This window comes from Microbacterium sp. OR21, from assembly GCF_047306785.1.
GTDB lineage: Bacteria > Actinomycetota > Actinomycetes > Actinomycetales > Microbacteriaceae > Microbacterium > Microbacterium esteraromaticum_E.
In genome coordinates, this window is record NZ_JAZEXJ010000005.1 from 1 (window position 1) to 18109 (window position 18109).

Sequence of the window (18109 nt, forward strand, 5' to 3'; positions counted from 1 at the left end):
CTTCGATTACAGCCCGATCACGGAGCGACCGACGATTTCGTGGCCGAATGGGGCCCGAGTGGCGTTCTATGTCGGGCTGAACATCGAGCACTATCAGATCGACAAGCCCTCCACGAGCATCTTCGGCGGTACCGCGATGCTGCAGCCGGATCCACTCAATTACGGCTGGCGCGATTACGGTCCGCGGGTAGGCCTGTGGCGGATGATCGAGAGCCTCGACCGACATGGAGTGCCCGCAAGTGTGCTTCTCAACTCCGACGTTTGTCGGCACTACCCCCAGATTCTCGAGGCAGGCCGGCAACGCGGCTGGGCGTGGCTCGCGCATGGCCGCGACAATTCCACCTTCCAAGCTGGAATGGGTGCTGACACGGAGCGCGCCTACCTTCAAGACGTGACGGATACAATCGCCTCCGCCACCGGAGTACGGCCGCGGGGCTGGCTTGGCCCGGCGCTCACAGAGACGTTCGAGACGCCGCGGATCCTTCGGGAGCTGGGGTATGACTACGTCCTGGACTGGACGAACGACGATCAGCCGTATCCGCTGAACGTCGACGGGATGTTCAGCGTTCCCTACACGATAGAACTCAACGATGTGACGATGTTCGTGAGTAAGAGCTATACCGGCCCGCAGTTCCTGGAAGCGGTGATCGACCAGTTCGATCAGCTCTATTCAGACTCCGAGCACTCGGGTCGCGTCATGTCGCTGCCGTTGCACCCGTTCATCGTCGGCCAGCCGTTCCGCCACCGCTACCTTGATCGGGCCCTCGAGCACATCACGTCTCACGATGGTGTCTGGGTGACGACGAGCGATGCCATCGCGGCGCACTATCAGTCGACGGGGAACAGGAGAGCCGATTCGTGACGAATACGGAGCTGATCGATGAGTACGCACGGCTGCGCGACGAGTTCAAGGCCAAGGGATTGGGCGGCCGGATCGGCTACGGCGAGAAGCCGGCGCTGCTGATCGTCGACTTGATCACCGGATTCACGGACAGCCGTTCGCCCCTGTCAGGCGAACTGGAGTCACAGCTGGCCGCCACCAATGCCTTACTCGTCCCCGCCCGTGAACTCGAGATCCCCATCTTCTTCTCGACGGTCGCGTACGACACCGAATTGCAGGAGGCGGGGCTCTGGATCAAGAAGATCCCGTCCAACCACCTGTTGGTGGAGGGCAGCGAATGGGTGGAGGTCGACAGCAGGCTGGGCCAGCTGCCCCACGAGATGACCCTGGTGAAGAAGTACGCATCCTGCTTCTTCGGAACTGATCTCGCCGCACGCTTGATCTCACGGGGTGTCGACACCATCATCATCGTCGGCTGCACCACCAGTGGGTGCGTGCGCGCCTCGGCGGTTGACGCCTGCTCCTACGGCTTCCACACCATCGTCGTCGAAGAGGCAGTCGGCGACCGGGCAGCCCTTCCGCACCTGGCCAGCCTCTTTGACATCGACGCGAAGTACGGCGATGTCGTCAGCCTCGACGACGCACGTGCTTACCTGCGGGGGCTTGCGCAACAGAACGATTGACTGCAGTAACGCCGTGGGGCCAACTTCCTCTGTGCGGAATATTGAACCGGCGTGCAGGCCGAGATCCCGCAGATGCTGGCGCAGGGCGGCGGATCCATCATCAACACCGCCTCGTCCCTCGGGCAGGTCGCCATCGCCCACCAGTCCGCCTACGTCACGTCGAAGCACGGCGTCATCGGCCTCACCCGAGCCGCCGCGGTGGAGTACTCCGACAAAGGCATCCGCGTGAACGCAGTGCTGCCCGGGGTGATCCAGACGCCAATGATAGACGCGCTGGAGGAGACCTACCCCGGCTTCAAGGACGCGCTGCTGACGAAGCACCCGATCGGCCGACTCGGCACGCCGCACGACATCGCCGAGATGGTCGCGTGGCTCGGTTCCGACGCGGCCGCCTTCGCGACCGGCGCGCAGTTCGCCGTCGACGGCGGGTACCTCGCGATTTAGACGAGGTGGCCACGACGGACGGGAGGCACGGTGTCAGCTGACACCGTGCCTCACGTCCGTCACCGGTCGCGCCGCGACCCGCGTGTCAGCCGTTCTTCGCGGCCAGTCGGTCCGTCTCGCTGTCGTTCCGCCACCCGGCGGTCGCGCCGCCGTCGACGCTGTAGTTCTGTCCGGTCACCCAAGAGGACTCGTCGGAGGCCAGGTAGAGCGGCATGTACGCGATGTCCTCGCCCGTGCCGGGGCGTTGAATGAGCGCGTTGCCGACCTGCCAGGCCTTGCCCTCCGCATCCACCGCCTTGTCCGTCGCCGGGGTGCTGACGAAGCCAGGCGAGATCGAGTTCGCGCGGACGCCGTAGCGGGCGCCCTCCGCAGCGAGCGACTTCGTCATCGCGATGACGCCGCCCTTCGCGGTGGTGTGCGCGACCTGGCGAGCGGCTCGATCCCGCGACCTTCGCGATCGACGGAAAGCAACTCGAGATCGATCTCGAGTTCGAGGCCTGGGCCAAGAGCGCGCGCCGCATCGGCGCAGCCACCCGGCGTCCGGCGAGGACGTCGCGGGGCGGACGGGCCGATCTCAACACGGTGCGTGAATGGGCCAGTCAGAACGGACACCAGGTCAGCGATCGCGGCAGGGTTCCCGCGTCCATCCTCGAGGCGTACGACGCGGCGCACTGACGCGGTCACTCCTGGGCTGAGCCGCGCGCTGCGCGCCAGTGCTCCGTGACGGGATAACCGGAGCGCACGTGCGCGCGCACGTGGACCTCCCCCGAAGGGGATCCGCTGCCGCCCGGCTCCGGCGGCGGAGGGTTCTGTGTCCAGCCTGAGCCAGGGACCCAGACCGTCCCCGGTTGCACGGGCGCGTCGGCGAGCGCGGGATCGATCAGCTGACGCGCGAGAGCCACGGCCTCACCCAGATCGGTGATCCCGCCGGCTGAGGGCGTGCCGGCCGCGAGCACCCGGTAGGGACCGTCCCAACCGTCCGGGACCGTGAACGTAGTGAACGAGTCGAGCTTTGACAGTGCACGCTTCGCGTCGATGGCCATCTGCAGCTCGCGCAGGTCGACGCGCTGCGTGCGTGCAATGGTGACGATGTCCACCAGGTCTTTCGCGCGGCTGCTGGGGCGGCCGTTGTAGGTGCTCATCGTCGCAGTGACCTTCTCCGCGACCTGATCGGAGATCGGGAACAGCCGGTAGGGGTGCGACGGGACCGGCCGCCCCAGCTGCAGCCGCGTCGACGGCTCGATCGTCTCGACGCGGCCGACCGGGGGAGGGCCGACGACCACGTCGATGGGGATGTCGGAGATCCTCCGGCCGGTGTTCGCGTCCAGACATGTGAACACCAGGCGCCGGGTCGCGACACCCGGCTGGTTCTCTCCTCGCCCGGTCGCACGGGCACGGGTGAGCTGGAACCGCACATGGTCGCCGAGATCACGCGCGGCTGCCTGCTCGAGCGCCTGCTGCGCGGCATCCAGATCGGCGGCGCCGGTCGAGGCCAGATCCAGGTCTTTCGTCGACCGTGACTTCGGCACCCGGGCGAGCATCGCCGTGCCGCCCTTGAGCAGCCACTCGGACTCTTCCCCCTCCGCAAAGACCCGGCTGAGGAAACGATCGTGCTGTGCCTGCACGATCTGCGCATTCACATCCAGCGCGCTCGCGCCGTCACCGGCTGCCTTCGTCGCGGCCGCCTTGATCGCCTGCGCAAGCCCCGTCCAGTCTTTGTAGCCGTCGGGCTCAGGCATCGGCCGGCACCACCGCGTCGACGCCCGCAAGAGCGAGCAGATCAGCCGCGAGCGCGGCACCCGAGGGGTACTTGTTGGGCTTGGCCAGCGGCTCCAGATACTCGGTCAGGCGGGCGGGGGAGAGCAGCTTTCCCGCGTCCGCGGCGTCGGCGAGCGCATCGGCGACGAGGGAGCGGTCGACCCACTGCTCGATCAGGTCGGCGATCGTGCGCTCGACGCTCATGGTCGGCATCCCGTCGACGGAGACCACCTCGGTGGGCGCGAGCTCGCGGGTGCGGAGCCGCACCCCGTCCAGGCGGGTACCGCGGCGGGTGGGAACGACGAACTCGAGTGGCCCGGGGAACCAGTCGCCGATGCCATGCAGCTGCGCGGCCGTCTGGCCTGCGGCGACGACGGGCGGGACGCCGGTGTCTGTGCGGGGACGGTCGGCGCCGCCGAGGGCGAGCCAGGTCGCGAGGATCGCCTCCTGCTCGTGCTCTGGCGCGCCGGCGAGGCGGTAGACGCCGCGCGCGACGCGGATGAGCGCGCCGCTGTTGGCGAGGCGCGTCAGGGTCGGGCGCGCCACGCCAGCCTCGAGCGCCTGGGCGGTGGTCACCAGGCCCCAACGCTGTGACGTGAGCTCGCCCAGACGAGCGAAAGTTGATCCTGCCATGCGCACAGTGTAGCGAGAAACCGCAACAAACGTTGTAGCTCGTTCAGATTGTCGACTTCGAGCCTCTGGGGCCACCCCTTAGCAGTGAGGGGGTTCCAAACCCTCGGGAACGGGTTATATTCGGGAATATAACCATCTGTGAGGAGGAGAAGATGCGGACCCACACCTGCCCGCCGGACCACAAGCACGGGCTGACCTCCACCTGCTACGTCGTCCACCTCTGCGGGTGCCGCGCCTGCATGGACGGCAACGCGCGCCGCCGCCGCGACCGCTACCGTCTCCTGGCCTACGGGCGATACCAGGACGCGCACCAACCCATCGAGCCGATCCGGCAGCACCTGCAGGCACTGGTCGACACCGGGATGATCCCCGAACGGATCGCCATCAGCGCCGGCGTCGGCGGCGCCACGGTCCGTCGCCTGCTCAACAGCGAGACGGCACGGTTCGTCACCGGCGCCACCGCCCGCAAACTCCTCGCAGTCACCCCCGACAGCAGCACTCTCGCCGCGCAGGGCCGAGTCAACGGCCGCGGCACCCGCCGGCGCCTCCAGGCTCTGGCCGCGATCGGATGGAACCACCACGAGATCGCACGCCGACTCGGCTACCCGCGCTGGAAGGTCAACAAGGCACTCGAAGGCGCCTACGTGGACATCCGTGTCCACGACGACATCGCCGCGCTCTACGACGAGCTCTGGGACCAGCAGCCCCCCACCCACACCCGAGCGCAGCGGGTCGGCCGCTCCTACGCACTCACGGTCGCACGCCGGCACGGCTGGCTGCCGCCGCTGGCCTGGGACGACATCGACACCGACCCGGCACCGCCCACAGCCGGGCAGGAACCCCTGCTCGACGAGATCGCGATCGAGCTCGCTCTCGCCGGCCAGAACGTCCGCCTCACCCGAGACGAGCGCCTCGAAGCCACCCGACGCGGGACCGAACGCGGACTCAGCCTCACCCAGCTCAGCGACCTGCTCGGCGTCGACGTCCGCACCATCGACCGCGACCGTGACGACCTCGGACTCCGGCAGGCCGCCTGATGAGCAAGACGCTCGACATCCTCGAAGCCGCCCTGCACGGCACCACCGCCGGCTACCTGGCCGGATGCCGCAGCAAGGGAGGATGCCCGAACCACGGCAACCGCCAGCTGCTCACCTGCACCGAAGCGGCCCGCGCCCGCCGCCACTACTTCTCGCTCGCCTCGCTCGAGGAGACCGAGCCGATCACCCGGCAGATGCTCCGCGACGCCAAGAACAGCCCCTTCGCACCGAAAGAAGCCGCAGATGTCTGACCAGCCGAACACCTTCACCATCGACTCCACCAAAGAGGGAGAGTGGCTGCGGGTCGTCCGCGCGCTCGGCGGCCATCGCTGGGCCCTGTCGCTGCGCTTCAACCCCCTCCCGCTGACTCAGCGAGGCGCCCGGCACACCCGGCCAACGCGGCAGCCCACACCCCACGCGGCAGCAGGCCACGGGCCGAACGCGAGACTGCACCTGCCCAGCTGCGCGATCTCCCCCCAGCTCGGCAACGGCCGCGGCGCCCACCTCAAGCAGATCCCCCACCTGGGCCGAACCGAGGAGCACTGATGACCGACATCGCCGTGCGCCTCCAGGAAGCCATGACCATCCAGACCGGCACACCCGTCACCGTCCGATGGAGCTTCCGCGAGTTCGCGCTCAACTGCACCCGCCGCGACGGCCGCCCCCTCACCCAACGGATGCACAGGCTCTTCCAGACGCTGCTCAACCGTGAAGCGCTCCGCGAGCTCACTCCAGGAGAAGACCCAACGATGGGATCCCGCGCAACCCTCATCGAGATCATCGACGACCTCGCCGTCAGCGCCGACCACCAAGGCGCCCGCGCGGCCGCGCTCGCCGAGGTCCTCCTCAGTGCCGGCATGTTCCACCTCGGCGACCAGCTCCGCCGCCAGAGCCACGCACTCTCAGAGCTCGACGCCGACGACGAAACCCTCGAGGTCATCGACGAGGCACGCACCCAGATCGCCCGAACCATACTGCTGCTCGACCAAGCCGACACCGCACAGGCAAAGGAGCGCAGATGAACCGACGCACCCGCCGCGCCAGCACAGCCCTCGCCGCGGTCGCAGCTCTCGCGCTCGGCTTCGGCGCCCACCAGCTGGGCATCACCTCCTGGATCGACACATGGACGCGCCCGCAGGCACCCGCCCCGGACCCGACCTACGACTACACCGCGCTCGCCGCAGTCGCGCAGGAGCTGCCGCTGATCGATCCCACCGAGGAGATTCCCGAGTATCGCCGCGCCACGTTCGGCGAGCGCTGGATCGACATCGAGGGAAACGGCTGCGATCAGCGAGACGATCTCCTCGCCGTCCAGCTGCAGGACGTCGTCCGTGACGGTTGCACGGTGCTCTCCGGCGTGCTCGACCCCGATCCGTACACGGGCACACGCATTGAGTTCGAGCACGACCGGATCGCCGCCCCTGGAGCCCCGGGAAGCTCCGGCGTCCAGATCGACCACATCGTCAGCCTTTCGGCGGCGCACGCCGGGGGCGCGTGGGCGTGGACCGAGCAGCAGCGCATTCAGTTCGCCAACTCGTTCGACAACATCGTCGCCGTCGATGGCAACACGAATGCGGCCAAGAACGACCACGGGCCAGCCCTGTGGCTGCCATCGAACGCCGACTACGTGTGCACCTACGTCGCCCGCTACACGGAGATCGTCGACACCTGGCACCTCGCGGTCGACGAAGCCGACCGCGGTGCGCTCGTGGACACGCTCTCAACCTGCGCTGCCCAGCAAGCCAGCGACGAGAGCGGGAGCATGTCGTGAAGCCGCTACGAACCCGCGTGGGATCTCGCCGCGCGCGCCTGACGCTTGGCCGCGCGAGCGCGGTCTACGACCTCGTTCGCATCCGTCGTGTCGACACCGAGGGTGCGCCTGATCACCTCGAGCTCGGCGTCGGTCCAGCGGGTGCGCCCTCGCATCCGCTCACCGAACGTGACGACGTTCAAGCCGAGCAGGTCGATCAGAGCCGCCTGCGTGGGAACCTCGGGCGCCCCCGCCCCGTCCGCGATCGCCGCCCGCAACCGCTCCGCGAAAGCCGCATCGCGCGCCAGTCCCGGCATCAGTCGCGGCCGGCGGCCGCGCTGCGAGGGCGCCCTGCGCGCGCGCTCCTGCGCGAATGCGTCGATCGCGGCCTCGTCGTAGAGCGGGGAGTTGCCTTCTATGGCAACCGGCTCGGGGAGCAGAGGACCCTCCTGGCCGGCTCTGCGCAGCTTGTTGCTGATGGAGCGCATCTTGTAGACCGCGACGACGGACACGCCGAGCTTCTCGGCGACGTCCGCCGTGGTGAGGTGCCGTCCGGTCATCAGCGCTCCTCTCAGCTGGATGAATATAACCACTTTCGCGGTTACGGCGCGCCGCGGCAACCAGACCCAACTTGGTTGGGGATGCTGGGGCGCATGGCTAACAAGGACGCGGACGCCATCCGTGAGGAGCTCCGTCGCATCGGCCAGCAGCTCGCGCAAGCGGACGAGCTGCGCGAACGCCGCGGCAAAGTCGTCGACGAGGCGCGCGCGGCCGAGCTGACCCAGCGAGAGATCGCCCTCCTGCTGGGGATGACCGAGGAAGGGCTGCGGAAGGCGCAGAAGTCCTACCACGGACGCGGGCGCTCTTACGGCGGCCGCCTCGCGTCCTAGCGACCCCGCCAGACCTTCATGGAGCGCCCGTCGACTGCGAAATCTGATTGCAATTTTCAAGCACTCTTGACTAATATAACCTGACGAATGAGGGGGTGAGATGGACGAGCTGAACTACCGACCCAAGCCGTGGACGCCGAAGGACGTGCCCACGATCTGGGTCGACCAGACCACCGGGCAAGGCGTCACCGACGCCGGCACGCCCGTTCGCCCCGTCATCGGCGAGCGCCGCAAGAACCCCAACCTGACGGACCTGCTCGACACGGCTGCCTCGTACGGCGCTAACCGCATCATGCTGACCGGGAAGCGCCCCGAGCCTGCGCCTGGCGTGCGGCACTGGCTGTACGTCCAGACCCCGAACTGGAAGCCCGGAGCCCACTGGGTCAACAACGGCCCGCCCACCGGTCGGTTCGAGCACGCGGTCACCGGCTTCAAGATCGAAGTCCGCACCGCGGAGGAGTGGTTCGGCGACGGGCCGCTGACCCCTGCCCAGGCTCGTCTGGCCTGGAACGTCACCGCGTCGATCATTCGCCACGCCGACGAGAACGCGCGCCTGTTCAACAGCCCTGCCGCCACCGGAACGAACCTGTGGGCGCTGTCGCTGCCGAAGAACATCAACCCCGTGCCGGTCGAAGACGACATCGCCCAGGAGATCCACTTCACCTCGGGCCTGCACCACTACGACCACCTGGTCGCGGGGGAGTCGTTCGCCAAGCACGAGGACTGCGTCCCGCTGATCGACCCGGCCAAGACGAAGAAGATCAGCGAGTTCGCCTACGTCGACGGCCGGTTCATGTTCGCCGGCGTCGGGCGCGAGCTCGGTATCGGCCCCGCGATCCGGCTGAACCAGGCCGCCGCGTACGAGCTGCTCGAGCAAGACCCCTACGCGCGCGCCCGCTTCCACGTGCGGTTCCGCGTCCCTCAGGGCTGGAACCACGTTGGCCTGCTCGGTGTGAAGCACCTGGACGTTCGCGAAGGCTGGTTCTATCCGAACCGGCCCGGAGCGGTGCACGACACCTGGGCCGACGGCAGCGAGATCCACGTCGCCCTCAAGCACGGGTGGGAGATCCGCCCTCACGAGGCCGTGGTGTTCCGCAAGGCCAAGCCTCTAGACACCTTCACCGAGCGCATGACGCGCGCCCGCGAGCGAGTCCAGCTGCAGGACGAGATGCACCCGGACCTGCGCCGCGCTGTGCTCGCCGCGCTGCGGAACATCATGCTGCACTCGATCGGTGCATTCGCCGCCGCGGGCCGCGACGAGACCCGCGTCGCCGCGTCGCCCGATGACGTCCCGCCCGAGTACAGGGCCAAGATGCTGCGACAGGGCAACCTCTGGATCTATCGCATCCCGTCGCGCCCGAACGACCGCACCCGAAGCTTCTACCACCCGGAGCTCGCCGCCCAGGTCTGGGGTCGCGCACGCGCTCGCGTCCTCCACGGCCCCAGCTCCCTCGGCGGCTACACCTCCGGTGCTCTCACGGTCGACCCCTCGACGCTCATCGGCATCCAGGGTGATGCGATCTACACGACCAAGCTGCCGGCGTGGTCCCTGCCGGACCGGTTCATCGGCGGCGGCGACGACGGCAAGACCGGGCGCCTGCGCCTGCAGGGCTACCTCAACGGATCCTTCATCACGCCGGAGACGCTGCGGCAGCGTGACGCGCTGAAAGCACGTGCCGAGCGGGCCGGCATCGCCAAGGCGCTCGAGCAGGCAGAGGAGAAGGGCTGATGGCTGACCAGCAGCGCACCGCCCAAGACCTCATCCGCGATCTGCGGCGCAAGGGCATCAGCACGGCCGAGATCGCCGAGGAGCTGCACCGCTCGCCTCGAATGGTCCGCAAGATCCTCAACGGCGAAACCAGCGGCGCCCTCTACCGCCAGGCGCTCCAGGAGCTCGCTGACACCGGACGCCTCACCCACGTCCCGCCGCGGCGCCGGCGCAAGGACGGCTCGATCGCCCCCGTGCGAGGCAAGGCCGGCGCCAAGCCCGTCATCCCCGAAGACCTCAGCGGCACCTACGTTGAGGGTCGCCAGGGTGGTCGGCTGCGCGTCGACGTGGCATACGCCACCGGGGGCGACCGGTACATCGAGATGCGCATCCCCAAGGGCCGCACCGCGAAGGGCCGCGAGCAGGCGAACGCCGAACTGATCAAGCAGGTCCGCAACGCCGCCAAGGGCCAGTCCCACGACAAGCAGAAGCAGATCACCGCCCACCTGACCTTCTCCAACGGCCGCGTGATGGAGGTCAACTCGTACAACGCCTCGACGATGCTCAAGCGCATCCACGAGAACGGCGGCGACGCCCTCGGCTGGTTCCGCGAAGAGTCGAAGAACCGATACGTGAACCTCGACACCAGCCGCGACACCATCACCGGCGTCACCCTCAACGTCGTCAGCACGGCCAAGACGACCGAGTACCAGAGGCAGGCCGAGCGCGGCCGCACTCGCCGCCCCCGCTCGCTGTCGCCGGCGGAGCTCATCAGCATGGAAGAGAAGCGGCGCATCGAGGAGCGCCGCGCTCGCCGCCGTGGAAACCGAGGAGGTGGTCAGTGACCATGGCCGCCCCGAAGAAGCCCACAGCTGCAGCGAAGCCCCGCGCACGCAAGGCCGCGCCCCCCGCTGAGGAAGTCACCAGCGACGTCGACCAGGCAGCGACGTCCGAAGCACCCGCACGCGCACCTCGCGCAAGCCAGAAGCCGGCAGCGGCGAGCGCGACGCCTCCTGAGTCGGCCGAGGCGGAGACGCCACCGCCGGCGAAGAAGAAGCGGGGGCCCTACAACGTCGTCTACGTCCAGAAGAAGCCCGTCTCGATCCGTCTCCCCGACGACGCGCTTGAACTGATGGACTGGGCCAAGCAGGATGCAGCCAGCCGCGGCGACCGCCTCACCAAGGACGAGATCGTCACCGTTGCGCTTCGCGCCTACTGGGGCCGCAAACGGCGCCGCGGGTAATGACCGTCTCCTGAGCTGCTGGCAGGGAAGTCGAGATGAGTGAAACTAACGGGCCGGCCGAGTTGCCGGTCTACTCGATCGCCGAGGCATTCGTGAAGCGATCCGGAATGTATATCGGGCAGCCCGTCACGTTCGAGCGAGTGCACACGTTCCTGCTCGGTTTCGAAACGGCGATGTTGTACGTTCGCGACGAGCTCGCGCGCGATCGCAATGCGTTTCAGCCCGTGGGCGTGCTCGGTCAGTTCCGGGAGCAGCTGCGATCCGAGGGGCGGCTCAGGTGGGACTCCTGGTCCCTGACGATCGTGGCGGAAGCGATCGGCTGGACTGGCGACGAGCCTCCGGCGATCGACGATCTGACCGAAGAGCAGCACCTCGAGGCAGTCCGGGACCTTCTCCCGTTGCTCGAGAAGGTCTTTGCCCTCCCCGCGGAGCTTGTCACCTCGCTCCGTGACTCCGCCTGAGAAGGGTAGGCACCCCACCGCTGTCGGTGTGTCGTCCCGCCCATCGAGTTCGAGAACGCGTTCTATGCTGTGCGGCGATGATCAACCTGACCGCCACCGTCCCGCTTGGACCGCTGACAGAACTTGTCGGACGATCCCTCTCGGCGACTGGGAGATGGGTCAACTCATCCGGTAGCGCCTACCTGTCATATCCATCACTCAGAGGATCCTGACCCGGACGAACGATCGCAGTCGCTCGAGGGCAAAGGACCCGTGCGGATGTCGCGCGTCACACCTCGACCTCGAACGGCAACTTTCGCAGTGTCGTCGCGGAAATCCCGGTGCTCTTGTACATCCGGGCGTGGGCGTACTGGATCTCCGGCAGCAGATCGATGCGGCCGATCGCCTCCAGCATGATCTCGTCGGCCTGACCGGTGAGATGACGCAGTTCGGGGATCGCGTACCCGCCCACGTACTTCCCGGAGTTGAGATCCCAGGAGCGCACGGCCGGCAGCGCCTCCTCGATCCTCTCGCCGAGCTCCACCAGAGCATCGAACGTGTCCTGCCCGTAAGCGTGCGGGGAGAATGGGATCTGCGACATCGTGCCCTTGGTGACGTTGAAGCAGTCGCCCGTGAACGTCCACCACAGGAACGCCAGCCGCGACGCCGCGATCGCGCTGGCCGCGAGCTGGTCCTTCCGGTTCTGAACGAACAGCTTCCCCTCGTTGAGGGGCACCGTGGCGTGCGTGGTCTTGTCGTAGGTGACCGGCGGCACCGTGTACGTGCTCAGGAAGTACGTGGCGGTCTTCTTGAAACCGACGGAGTAGTCGCTCACACGGACAAGCGGCGTCGAGGAGATCGTGCCCTTCGCAAGCAGCGTGTCGATCAGCTCGAACATCGCGTCGCTGCTGGCGCGCATCCAGTTCGGGGTCCGCGAGCCGGCGGGCCGAAGCGAATACCGCAGTGTCGCCATCAGATGCGGACGGAACGCCTCGATCCAGCTGTGGGTGAGCGTCGTGTGCAGCTCGGAGACGCTGCCATACCCGGCGGCGGTGATGATCGTGCTGCGCACCTTCACCTGGAACAGGGCAGCCGGGCGTTCCTGGAAGGTGCTCACCCAGATCGCATCGAACCGCCGCTCGTAGAACTTCCGCAGTGACTCGTCGCGATCGGCGAACTGGCTGCGGATGGGAACGATCAGGCTGAGCCGGCCATCCGGGCGCGTGATCTGCGCCGAGCGCTCGCAGCAGGAGGCGTAGATGTCGTCGACGTTGTCTGTCTCGAAGCCGGTGATGCGGTAGCTGAGCTCGCGCCGGTTGACGTAGGGTGGGTTGCCGATGACGACGTCGAAGCCGCCCTGATTGGGGTGTGACACGTCGCCCCGCACCGGCAAGAAGCGCGGCCCGTACAATGTCCAGCGCATCGAAAAACACCCCGCGACCTTCCGACTACCTCCGGACGTCTTCGAGTACATCAACCAGGCACGCGACGAAGCCGCGGCCCGTGGTGATCGCCTCACCAAAGACGAAGCGATCACCATGGCAGTCCGCGCGTTCTGGGGCGGCAAGCGCCAGCGCCGCCGCTGATCACCACACCGACATAACCGACGAAAAGAACTCTGGAGGCATCTGATGAGCCGTCGATCTATGCTCGAGCAGGAAACCGATCCGCTACACCCCGCGCGGATGCTACCGCGCACCTGAGACGAACGCGCGGTCCTTCACCGAGGATGGCTACATCTCGACATGATCAACCGAGGCAGCGAGAAGATTTCGTGCGAAGAGGTGGAGGACCTCGTCTACCGCTATGACAGCTTCGATCTAGCGGCCGCCGTCGCGATGCTCGACCCCGTGTTCAGCGAGCGGGTATGCGTCTACGTGAGTCTCAAGGAGGGCGGCCCGCTCGGGCTCGAACGGATCCGCGCCGCCATGGAGTCCGCCGGGGTGGCTAAGCATAAGCACCCCGAGCGGCTGATCGCCGTCGACGACATGCCCCTCACCAAGGTAGGCAAGATTGACAAGAGGGAGCGGAGAGGGCTTTGCCCGCCGCGACAGCGCCTAATGGGGCAGACGCTCAGCGCCCGCGCCGCCACGCGAGCCAGTGGCGGATGCTCTCCTCGAGCGCGTGCAATAGAGGCAACATCACCCAGATGACGCACGCGACGGTCAGTGGCGTCGTACATAGGATCTGGAGGTACGGCGGCAGGCCGGTCAGGAGCGGAGCGATGAAGTAGGCGTTGAACATGGCAGGCGGTACCAGCGCGATCCACACTAAAATCGCCGTCCACCACCGCGGGCGCGCGGGACCGGCCGTCGGGATTGCACCGGTGAGGGCGTCCGGAGTCAGTGGACGGGCCTGCCCGATCGTGAGCGGCACGGCCTGTTGCAGGTGCGCCTGCCGCTCCTTACTGTCCTCCCACCGGATGAGGTCATGGGGGGAAGCGAACGTGATCTCGACGACAACCTGGCGCCGGTGCCGTTCCGAGACTCGGACCTTCGACTCCCGGTAGCCGGGGAACGACTGGGCCCGGCCGGTGAAACCATGCGCCCACTCGGTGAGATCGTCCAGCCGCCCGGGGACGGCTGTGCGCGCCACCCGAGCCGTGACCGTGAGGTTATCTGGTTGCATGGTGTCCTCCCGGGGCAGAGGAAGCCCCGTCTCCCAGCGTATTGCGCCGATGACGCGGCACTGAACAGCTTCCGACCATCGGGGTCCGGATCAATAGCGCGAAATAGTGCTCTTCCGAGCAGTGGAGTGTCACCGCCACTGCCGCCTCACGCAGGATGGAAAGTTGAAAGACCTGGATCGACGGGGAGGTCATTTGCACGAGGCGTTTCGCTTGCTGCGGGAAGAAAGGCTCAAACGAGGCCGATACCATCGCCGAGCGACGGTGTATCACCCGGACGTAGAAGAGGTCGACCAGCTCTACGGTGTCCGGCTTCAGCTGGAGTCCTTAGGCGCGCGCCGGACGGTGGACGGATGCTGCGCTCCGAGATCGGCGCTTCGCGCGAGTACGGGACGCTAATGGATGCGGCGCTGGCAGTCGGTGACATGGACGCCTGGCTGGTGGCGCACCACGCGTTCCTCCGCTGCTGCGTCGCGCGTGCAGACATCCCGTTGGGGCGGGTAGTGGACTCCTACCCGGAACGCTGCTTACACATCTATCAGTTGTGGCACCCGCAGTCGTTCGCCATCGCTCATCGCGAGTACGAGGCCGTCCTCGAGTCGATCGTCAGGCGTCCGACGCCCAGGGGATCGATCTGTCGCCGCTGGCGACCCACGAGTTCGCCTTCGACGATGCCGCCGCCGCCTTCGAGCAGTCCCGCGACGCGTCCAGCAGCCTGAAGGTCCTGCTCCGACCGTAGAGCGCCTGGGCCGTCGGGGCCGTCACAGGGAGCCACGCGGGCGGCGTGGGGTGGCACGGGCTGCAGTGGCACCGCGGAGACGATCCTCCCGCCTGTCGGGTCGGCATCGGAGCGCGCGGTGCAGGAGGAGCGCGCCCACGTTGCAAGTAAGCTTTCTGCCGTGCAGAATCGACAGCTCGGGTCGCCGGGCGATCCACCCCAGTATCCGATCGAGTCGGTCGACAACGCGCTGAAGCTGATCCTGCTGCTGGGTGAGGAGCACGAGCTGCGGCTCACGGACGCCGCTGCCCTCCTCGGGGTGGCGACCTCGACCGCGCACCGACTTCTCGCGATGCTGGCATGGCGCGGCTTCGTGCGGCAGAACCCGGTGACCAAGGCTTACGGCCCTGGCCCGGCGCTGACGACGGTGGCCTTCTCGGTGCTGCGCAGGATGGATGTCCCGAGACTGGCGCAGCCGATCCTCGAGGACCTCAGCGCCGCCCTCGGTGAGACCTGCCACCTGGGCACGCTCGAGGGCAACCATGTCCGATTCCTCGCCGTTGCCGAGCCCGATGTGGCCGTGCGCGTGGTTTCGAGACTGGGCAAGACCCTGCCGGCGCATTGCACCTCGACCGGCAAGGCGCTGCTTGCCGAGCTGAGCGACGAGCAGCTCTTCCGGCTGTACCCGGACGAGCAGCTCGAGATCGTCACACCGAACTCCATACGTTCCCGAGACGAACTCGTCGCCGAACTGGTTCGGACACGACTGGACGGTTATGCCGTGAATCGGCAGGAAAGCGAGGACGGCGTGGCGAGCGTCGCGGTCCCGGTCCACGTCTCGTCGGGACTGCGACTGGCGATCAACGCCTCCGCGCCCGTGCAGCGGTTACCGCCGGGCAAGGTCAAGTCCCTAGCGCGGTCACTGCAGGACGCCGCGATCCGCCTCGCCGAACTGTTGGGGTGAACCGGCCCGGGTCGTCGTAGCGCCCATGGATGCGCTGCGCACGCGAACACGCCGCTGATGAGCGTGGCTGCGGGAGCGACCGACCCGCCGCCGTGGGCCTCAGTGCCCGTTGGCCGGATCGTCCGGGTCGCGGGCGGCTTCTTCGCCTTGATCCAGCCCACTCAGCGTCGCCATATCCTCCGAGCTGAGCGTGAAATCGAAGACGTCGATGTTCTGCGCGAGATGCTTCTCATCGCCGGCGCGCGGGACGGGAACGATCCCTTCCTCGATGTGCCAGCGCAGTAGGACCTGTGCGGGCGACTTGTCATACTTCGACGCGATCGCGGTCACCGCGGGATCGGACAGCAGGGCTCCTCCGCGTCCGAGCGGGCTCCACGCCTCGGTCAGGATGCCGTGAGCGCGCTGGAAGCTGCGCTGTTCGACACGGGCGATGTCGACGCTGAGCTGGATCTGATCGACGTCGGGGACGACACCGGTCGCGTCGACGACGCGCTGAAGGTGGTGAGACTTGAAGTTGGAGACGCCGATCGCCTTCACTCGTCCCTCTTCGAGCAGTCTCACCAGACCCTTCCACGCTTCGACGTATCGGTCGAGGGCCGGAACCGGCCAATGGATCAGGAACAGATCGAGGTAGTCGACGCGAAGGGTCTTCAGCGATCGGTCGTACGCGCGCTGCACTCCCTCGACGCTGTGGTCCTCCTTGTTGAACTTGCTCGTGATGAAGACCTCGTCACGAGGGATGCCCGATGCACGCAGACCGGCACCGACGGCCTCCTCATTCGCGTACTTGTACGCCGTATCGAACAGGCGGTAACCGTAGCCGACCGCCTTCTCGACCATCGTTGCGCACTCGTCTCCCGTGAGTGGCCACGTGCCCACCCCGATTCGCGGGATGCGGTGACCGTGCAGGAGGGGGAGGGTGGTGTCGTCAGCTCTCATCGGGCGGCCGCCTTCGCCGGAGCCGTGCTCGAGGGCTCGAGGAGGGCGCGCAGCCGATGTATCAGCTCGTCCGCCTTCGCTCGCGAGGCGACCGAGCGGCGGGCGTCGACGAGGGCACGCGGCCAGTTCACGATGACGGCACCTTCGGCCTGCCCTTGGCTCTCGCCGTACACGACGGCGAAGCGGTCCTGCGCAGGGTCGCCCACCATCGTCCAGTGATCAGATCCGGTATGCCCGACGATCTGGATCTTCCAGTCGTACTGGTCGCTCCAGACATACTCGGTCGTGTCGTAGTCCTCGCAATCATCAGGGTGGACGATGTTGTGTGCGACGACGCGAGCCTGATCAACGGCATTGGTCCAATGTTCGAGGCGCAGCGAGACGTTGCGCGACGCACTCGCCCAACGTGCGATATCGCCGACGGCAAAGATCTCAGGATGCCCGATGGCCCGCAGCCCAGAGTCGCAGGTCACCCCGTTGTCGAGTTCGATGCCGGAACCCTCGAGCCACTCTGTGTTGACCACAGCTCCGATACCGACGAGAGCTGCATCGGCCTCGATGATCTCGCCGCCATCGAGCACCACGCGCACCCCGTCTGCCGTCTGTTCGACGCCTTCGACTGTCCTTCCGAAGTACTCCTCGACGCCCTCCTGGGCATACTTGCGGCTGAAGATCTGGCCGACTTCGGCATTGAGCACCCGCGACATCGGCGCCGGGAACGGGTCAACCATGCTGACCCGTACGCCCGCCGTGATCGCCGTTGCGGCAGCCTCCCCCCCGATGAAGCCTGCGCCGATGACCACAAGGTGCCGCGCTGTGGCCAGCTCATCCCGCAAGCGCTCGGCATCGCCGCTGGTACGCAGCAAGTGAATATGCTCACCTTCACCCCACGGAGAGCGACGGGCGCGTGACCCGGTGGCGATCACGAGTGTGTCGTATGAGACGGCTGTACCGTCCTCGAGCGTCACAACCTGGCCTTCGAGGTTGAGGGATGCCGCGGGCGTGCCGAAGATTGAGATGGCTCCGATCCCCCGCGTCTCGTGCTCGGAGAGAAGCTCGATCTCGTGTCGCGCCGTCTCACCGGTGAGGTACTTCTTCGAGAGCGGAGGTTTGTCGTAGGTGGGATGGCGTTCCTGGTCAATCAGGACGATCTCGCCCTCGAATCCCTCGCTTCGAAGGGCTTGGGCGGTCTTGAGCCCACCAACAGAGGCGCCGACGATGACGACCCGCGACACGTCAGTCCTCCACAACCAAGGCGGAGACGGGGCAGCTGCGCGCCGCCTCCTCTACTCGCTTGCGGTCACTGTCGGGCAGGTCCTCGCGCAGAACGATCACTAGGGCGTCGTCATCTAGGTCGAAGTAGTCGCCCGCGGCGACAACGCAATTGGCGTAGCCCTGGCAGGCGCTGCGGTCGGCGATGATCCGTGCCATCGGT

The 18109-nt window shown here is 67.2% G+C and carries 26 protein-coding genes; 17 read left to right on the top strand and 9 right to left on the bottom strand.

All coding sequences use genetic code 11. From position 1 onward, the window contains the following. From V2S04_RS13530 to V2S04_RS13540, 3 genes are all read left to right on the top strand, one after another. Positions 1-862 (top strand): polysaccharide deacetylase family protein (locus V2S04_RS13530; RefSeq protein ID WP_236969048.1); only part of this gene is annotated, 862 nt, incomplete at its 5' end. After that, positions 859-1524: an N-carbamoylsarcosine amidohydrolase gene (locus V2S04_RS13535; RefSeq protein WP_005050795.1), complete on the top strand. Its 666-nt coding sequence runs from the start codon at positions 859-861 to the stop codon at positions 1522-1524. The genes V2S04_RS13530 and V2S04_RS13535, both read left to right, overlap by 4 nt. Before the next feature lie 51 nt (positions 1525-1575). After that, positions 1576-1968, top strand: coding sequence for an SDR family oxidoreductase (locus V2S04_RS13540; RefSeq protein WP_005050794.1), 393 nt, complete (start codon positions 1576-1578; stop codon positions 1966-1968). Positions 1969-2053: 85 nt separating this feature from the next. On the opposite strand, the gene V2S04_RS13545 is transcribed toward V2S04_RS13540, so the two are convergent. Next, positions 2054-2497, bottom strand: a complete 444-nt coding sequence (locus V2S04_RS13545; protein WP_082157159.1) for an SDR family NAD(P)-dependent oxidoreductase — start codon at positions 2495-2497, stop codon at positions 2054-2056. Here V2S04_RS13545 and V2S04_RS13550 point away from each other — a divergent pair. Beyond that, positions 2425-2643, top strand: coding sequence for a histone-like nucleoid-structuring protein Lsr2 (locus tag V2S04_RS13550; protein ID WP_082157160.1), 219 nt, complete (start codon positions 2425-2427; stop codon positions 2641-2643). The two genes, V2S04_RS13545 and V2S04_RS13550, sit on opposite strands and share 73 nt — an antisense overlap. A 5-nt stretch (positions 2644-2648) precedes the next feature. Here the strand turns inward: V2S04_RS13550 and V2S04_RS13555 are convergent, their stop codons facing one another. Next, positions 2649-3707: a nucleotidyl transferase AbiEii/AbiGii toxin family protein gene (locus V2S04_RS13555; protein ID WP_005050776.1), complete on the bottom strand. Its 1059-nt coding sequence runs from the start codon at positions 3705-3707 to the stop codon at positions 2649-2651. Then, positions 3700-4359, bottom strand: a complete 660-nt coding sequence (locus V2S04_RS13560) for a type IV toxin-antitoxin system AbiEi family antitoxin domain-containing protein (protein ID WP_413639000.1) — start codon at positions 4357-4359, stop codon at positions 3700-3702. Before V2S04_RS13560 ends, V2S04_RS13555 begins: the two co-directional genes overlap by 8 nt. A gap of 152 nt (positions 4360-4511) precedes the next feature. Here V2S04_RS13560 and V2S04_RS13565 point away from each other — a divergent pair, with 152 nt between their 5' ends. From V2S04_RS13565 to V2S04_RS13585, 5 genes are read left to right on the top strand one after another with little or no spacing between them, the layout of a single operon-like run. Continuing rightward, positions 4512-5396: a hypothetical protein gene (locus tag V2S04_RS13565; protein WP_005050771.1), complete on the top strand. Its 885-nt coding sequence runs from the start codon at positions 4512-4514 to the stop codon at positions 5394-5396. Continuing rightward, on the top strand, positions 5396-5647 hold the full coding sequence (locus tag V2S04_RS13570) for a hypothetical protein (RefSeq protein WP_005050769.1): 252 nt from the start codon (positions 5396-5398) through the stop codon (positions 5645-5647). Before V2S04_RS13565 ends, V2S04_RS13570 begins: the two co-directional genes overlap by 1 nt. Beyond that, positions 5640-5942 carry a hypothetical protein gene (locus V2S04_RS13575; RefSeq protein WP_005050767.1) on the top strand — a complete coding sequence of 101 codons (303 nt, stop codon included), beginning with the start codon at positions 5640-5642 and terminating at the stop codon, positions 5940-5942. Before V2S04_RS13570 ends, V2S04_RS13575 begins: the two co-directional genes overlap by 8 nt. Then, positions 5942-6418 carry a hypothetical protein gene (locus tag V2S04_RS13580; protein ID WP_005050765.1) on the top strand — a complete coding sequence of 159 codons (477 nt, stop codon included), beginning with the start codon at positions 5942-5944 and terminating at the stop codon, positions 6416-6418. Before V2S04_RS13575 ends, V2S04_RS13580 begins: the two co-directional genes overlap by 1 nt. After that, entirely contained in the window at positions 6415-7167 is a 753-nt protein-coding gene (locus V2S04_RS13585; RefSeq protein ID WP_005050763.1) for an HNH endonuclease family protein, read from the top strand. Before V2S04_RS13580 ends, V2S04_RS13585 begins: the two co-directional genes overlap by 4 nt. Positions 7168-7172: 5 nt before the next feature. Here V2S04_RS13585 and V2S04_RS13590 read toward each other — a convergent pair whose 3' ends face one another. Further along, positions 7173-7706 (bottom strand): helix-turn-helix transcriptional regulator, encoded by a 534-nt coding sequence (locus V2S04_RS13590; protein ID WP_005050761.1) that lies wholly within the window; start codon positions 7704-7706, stop codon positions 7173-7175. A gap of 93 nt (positions 7707-7799) precedes the next feature. Here V2S04_RS13590 and V2S04_RS13595 point away from each other — a divergent pair, with 93 nt between their 5' ends. From V2S04_RS13595 to V2S04_RS13615, 5 genes are all read left to right on the top strand, one after another. Then, positions 7800-8036 (top strand): hypothetical protein, encoded by a 237-nt coding sequence (locus V2S04_RS13595; RefSeq protein WP_043340519.1) that lies wholly within the window; start codon positions 7800-7802, stop codon positions 8034-8036. A 100-nt stretch (positions 8037-8136) separates the two neighbouring features. Beyond that, a complete protein-coding gene (locus V2S04_RS13600; protein WP_005050756.1) occupies positions 8137-9765 on the top strand; it encodes a hypothetical protein in 1629 nt (542 codons plus the stop codon). Continuing rightward, complete coding sequence (locus tag V2S04_RS13605; protein WP_047801722.1) at positions 9765-10589, top strand: hypothetical protein; 825 nt, start codon at positions 9765-9767, stop codon at positions 10587-10589. The genes V2S04_RS13600 and V2S04_RS13605 overlap by 1 nt, the downstream gene beginning before the upstream one ends. After that, complete coding sequence (locus V2S04_RS13610; RefSeq protein ID WP_005050751.1) at positions 10586-10987, top strand: hypothetical protein; 402 nt, start codon at positions 10586-10588, stop codon at positions 10985-10987. Before V2S04_RS13605 ends, V2S04_RS13610 begins: the two co-directional genes overlap by 4 nt. Positions 10988-11022: 35 nt before the next feature. After that, positions 11023-11448 (top strand): hypothetical protein, encoded by a 426-nt coding sequence (locus tag V2S04_RS13615; protein WP_005050749.1) that lies wholly within the window; start codon positions 11023-11025, stop codon positions 11446-11448. 268 nt (positions 11449-11716) lie between these two features. Here V2S04_RS13615 and V2S04_RS13620 read toward each other — a convergent pair whose 3' ends face one another. Next, a complete protein-coding gene (locus V2S04_RS13620; protein WP_039712022.1) occupies positions 11717-12802 on the bottom strand; it encodes an SAM-dependent methyltransferase in 1086 nt (361 codons plus the stop codon). Here V2S04_RS13620 and V2S04_RS13625 point away from each other — a divergent pair. Continuing rightward, positions 12789-13013, top strand: coding sequence for a hypothetical protein (locus tag V2S04_RS13625; RefSeq protein ID WP_039712023.1), 225 nt, complete (start codon positions 12789-12791; stop codon positions 13011-13013). The genes V2S04_RS13620 and V2S04_RS13625 overlap by 14 nt on opposite strands. 159 nt (positions 13014-13172) lie before the next feature. Continuing rightward, the gene (locus V2S04_RS13630; protein WP_005050745.1) at positions 13173-13580 is read left to right on the top strand and encodes an AMP-binding enzyme; all 408 of its coding nucleotides are present in this window, start codon (positions 13173-13175) and stop codon (positions 13578-13580) included. Here the strand turns inward: V2S04_RS13630 and V2S04_RS13635 are convergent. Further along, entirely contained in the window at positions 13501-14055 is a 555-nt protein-coding gene (locus tag V2S04_RS13635) for a hypothetical protein (protein ID WP_005050743.1), read from the bottom strand. The two genes, V2S04_RS13630 and V2S04_RS13635, sit on opposite strands and share 80 nt — an antisense overlap. An 855-nt stretch (positions 14056-14910) precedes the next feature. Here V2S04_RS13635 and V2S04_RS13640 point away from each other — a divergent pair. Then, entirely contained in the window at positions 14911-15735 is an 825-nt protein-coding gene (locus tag V2S04_RS13640; RefSeq protein ID WP_413639006.1) for an IclR family transcriptional regulator, read from the top strand. Positions 15736-15834: 99 nt separating this feature from the next. On the opposite strand, the gene V2S04_RS13645 is transcribed toward V2S04_RS13640, so the two are convergent. From V2S04_RS13645 to V2S04_RS13655, 3 genes are read right to left on the bottom strand one after another with little or no spacing between them, the layout of a single operon-like run. Then, positions 15835-16674: an aldo/keto reductase gene (locus V2S04_RS13645; protein ID WP_005050739.1), complete on the bottom strand. Its 840-nt coding sequence runs from the start codon at positions 16672-16674 to the stop codon at positions 15835-15837. After that, on the bottom strand, positions 16671-17909 hold the full coding sequence (locus tag V2S04_RS13650) for an NAD(P)/FAD-dependent oxidoreductase (RefSeq protein ID WP_005050737.1): 1239 nt from the start codon (positions 17907-17909) through the stop codon (positions 16671-16673). The genes V2S04_RS13645 and V2S04_RS13650 overlap by 4 nt, the downstream gene beginning before the upstream one ends. A gap of 1 nt (position 17910) precedes the next feature. Beyond that, on the bottom strand, positions 17911-18105 hold the full coding sequence (locus tag V2S04_RS13655) for a ferredoxin (RefSeq protein ID WP_005050734.1): 195 nt from the start codon (positions 18103-18105) through the stop codon (positions 17911-17913). Between the last annotated feature and the right edge of the window lie 4 nt (positions 18106-18109).